Source organism: Macrococcus capreoli (assembly GCF_025628935.1).
GTDB lineage: Bacteria > Bacillota > Bacilli > Staphylococcales > Staphylococcaceae > Macrococcoides > Macrococcoides capreoli.
Genome location: NZ_JAOTIS010000032.1, coordinates 1 through 2,931, shown reverse-complemented (window position 1 = coordinate 2,931; position 2,931 = coordinate 1). Strand labels below are relative to the sequence as shown.

The window sequence follows — 2,931 nt, the reverse complement described above, 5'->3', positions numbered from 1 at the left end:
TAAAATTGATTAAGTCTTCGATCGATTAGTATTCGTCAGCTCCATACATTACTGTACTTCCACCTCGAACCTATTAACCTCATCATCTTTGAGGGATCTTATAACCGAAGTTGGGAAATCTCATCTTGAGGGGGGCTTCATGCTTAGATGCTTTCAGCACTTATCCCGTCCATACATAGCTACCCAGCTATGCCGCTGGCGCGACAACTGGTACACCAGAGGTATGTCCATCCCGGTCCTCTCGTACTAAGGACAGCTCCTCTCAAATTTCCTACGCCCACGACGGATAGGGACCGAACTGTCTCACGACGTTCTGAACCCAGCTCGCGTACCGCTTTAATGGGCGAACAGCCCAACCCTTGGGACCGACTACAGCCCCAGGATGCGATGAGCCGACATCGAGGTGCCAAACCTCCCCGTCGATGTGAACTCTTGGGGGAGATAAGCCTGTTATCCCCGGGGTAGCTTTTATCCGTTGAGCGATGGCCCTTCCATGCGGAACCACCGGATCACTAAGTCCGTCTTTCGACCCTGCTCGACTTGTAGGTCTCGCAGTCAAGCTCCCTTGTGCCTTTACACTCTGCGAATGATTTCCAACCATTCTGAGGGAACCTTTGAGCGCCTCCGTTACTCTTTAGGAGGCGACCGCCCCAGTCAAACTGCCCGCCTGACACTGTCTCCCACCACGATAAGTGGTGCGGGTTAGAAAGTCAACACAGCCAGGGTAGTATCCCACCAACGCCTCCACGTAAGCTGACGCTCACGCTTCAAAGGCTCCTACCTATCCTGTACAAGCTGTGCCGAATTTCAATATCAGGCTGCAGTAAAGCTCCACGGGGTCTTTCCGTCCTGTCGCGGGTAACCTGCATCTTCACAGGTACTATGATTTCACCGAGTCTCTCGTTGAGACAGTGCCCAAATCGTTACGCCTTTCGTGCGGGTCGGAACTTACCCGACAAGGAATTTCGCTACCTTAGGACCGTTATAGTTACGGCCGCCGTTTACTGGGGCTTCAATTCGTAGCTTCGCTAATGCTAACCACTCCTTTTAACCTTCCAGCACCGGGCAGGCGTCAGCCCCTATACGTCACCTTACGGTTTTGCAGAGACCTGTGTTTTTGATAAACAGTCGCTTGGGCCTATTCACTGCGGCTCTTCAAGGCTTGCACCCTAAAAAGCACCCCTTCTCCCGAAGTTACGGGGTCATTTTGCCGAGTTCCTTAACGAGAGTTCGCTCGCTCACCTTAGAATTCTCATCTTGACTACCTGTGTCGGTTTGCGGTACGGGCACCTAATTTCTAACTAGAGGCTTTTCTTGGCAGTGTGAAATCAACGACTTCGCTACTATAATTTCGCTCCCCATCACACCTTGACCTTAAGAGTACCGGATTTGCCTAATACTCAGTCTCAGTGCTTGGACGTACATAACCAACAGTACGCTTCGCCTATCCTACTGCGTCCCCCCATCGTTCAAACAATCTTAGGTGGTACAGGAATATCTACCTGTTGTCCATCGCCTACGCCATTCGGCCTCGGCTTAGGTCCCGACTAACCCAGAGCGGACGAGCCTTCCTCTGGAAACCTTAGTCAATCGGTGGACGGGATTCTCACCCGTCTTTCGCTACTCACACCGGCATTCTCACTTCTAAGCGCTCCACATGTCCTTACGATCATGCTTCGACGCTGCTTAGAACGCTCTCCTACCATCCTTACGGATCCACAGCTTCGGTAATATGTTTAGCCCCGGTACATTTTCGGCGCAGCGTCACTCGACTAGTGAGCTATTACGCACTCTTTAAATGATGGCTGCTTCTAAGCCAACATCCTAGTTGTCTGGGCAACGCCACATCCTTTTCCACTTAACATATATTTTGGGACCTTAGCTGGTGGTCTGGGCTGTTTCCCTCTCGACTACGGACCTTATCACCCGCAGTCTGACTCCCGTGTTAAATTATTTGGCATTCGGAGTTTGTCTGAATTCGGTAACCCGAGGGGGGCCCCTAGTCCAAACAGTGCTCTACCTCCAATAATCATCACACGAGGCTAGCCCTAAAGCTATTTCGGAGAGAACCAGCTATCTCCAGGTTCGATTGGAATTTCTCCGCTACCCACACCTCATCCGCTCACTTTTCAACGTAAGTCGGTTCGGTCCTCCATTCAGTGTTACCTGAACTTCAACCTGGACATGGGTAGATCACCTGGTTTCGGGTCTACGACCTGATACTCATTCGCCCTATTCAGACTCGCTTTCGCTACGGCTCCACATATACTGCTTAACCTTGCATCAAATCGTAACTCGCCGGTTCATTCTACAAAAGGCACGCCATCACCCATTAACGGGCTCTGACTACTTGTAAGCACACGGTTTCAGGTTCTATTTCACTCCCCTTCCGGGGTGCTTTTCACCTTTCCCTCACGGTACTGGTTCACTATCGGTCACTAGAGAGTATTTAGCCTTGGGAGATGGTCCTCCCGGATTCCGACGGAATTCCACGTGTTCCGCCGTACTCAGGATCCACTCAGGAGAGAACAACTTTTCGACTACAGGGCCTTTACCTTCTATGGCTGACTTTTCCAAAGTCATTCGTCTAAACTGTTCCTTTGTAACTCCGTATTGAGTGTCCTACAACCCCAAAGAGCAAGCTCTTTGGTTTGGGCTCTTCCCGTTTCGCTCGCCGCTACTAAGGGAATCGAGTTTTCTTTCTCTTCCTCCGGGTACTTAGATGTTTCAGTTCTCCGGGTGTGCCTTCTCATATACTATGTATTCATATATGGATAACATGACATAACTCATGCTGGGTTTCCCCATTCGGAAATCTCTGGATCAAAGCTTACTTACAGCTCCCCAAAGCATATCGTCGTTAGTAACGTCCTTCTTCGGCTTCTAGTGCCAAGGCATCCACCGTGCGCCCTTAATAACTTAATCTGTTAT

General features: G+C 50.3%; 1 rRNA gene. It reads right to left on the bottom strand.

Annotated elements, in window-relative coordinates:
- Nucleotides 1-5: 5 nt before the first annotated feature.
- A 23S ribosomal RNA gene (locus OCL94_RS13075) occupies nucleotides 6-2,925 on the bottom strand.
- Nucleotides 2,926-2,931: the final 6 nt, after the last annotated feature.